Source organism: Rhodococcus sp. R1101, assembly GCF_000278445.1.
GTDB lineage: Bacteria > Actinomycetota > Actinomycetes > Mycobacteriales > Mycobacteriaceae > Rhodococcus > Rhodococcus gordoniae.
The window spans coordinates 1-393 of sequence record NZ_AJVB01000966.1 but is presented as its reverse complement, the minus strand read 5'-3'; the positions used below and the strand labels follow the sequence as shown (position 1 = coordinate 393).

The following is a 393-nucleotide window of genomic DNA, read 5'->3' as shown; positions in this document are numbered from 1 at the left end:
CGCCGCGCTCGTCGCCGCCGACGACATCGCGCCGGTGGTCGCCGCGGCGTGGGCCGCGGCGCAGCAGGCCCCGGCCGCGCCCGATGCGATGCCGCTGCTCGACGGCGACGACACCGACCCGCACTGGGGTGATCCGGCCGCCGGCACCGATGTCGAGGTCTTCGCCCCGCTCCTCGACGGGCTCGCCGCCGGCTTCGACGACACCGACGCCCTGTACGGGTTCGCGCACCACCAGTCCACGACCCTGTGGCTGGGCACCTCCACCGGGGTGCGGCGCCGCTGGGTGCAGCGCGACGGGTCGCTCGAGATCAACGGCAAACGCGGCGGCCCGACCGGGGCGAGCGCGTGGGTCGGGGCGGGCACCGTCGACTTCACCGACATCGCCATGGATCC

The 393-nt window shown here is 76.1% G+C and carries 1 pseudogene; it reads left to right on the top strand.

The annotated features are described in order from the left end of the window. Positions 1 to 393, top strand: a pseudogene (locus R1101_RS29130) (TldD/PmbA family protein); the annotation flags it as partial.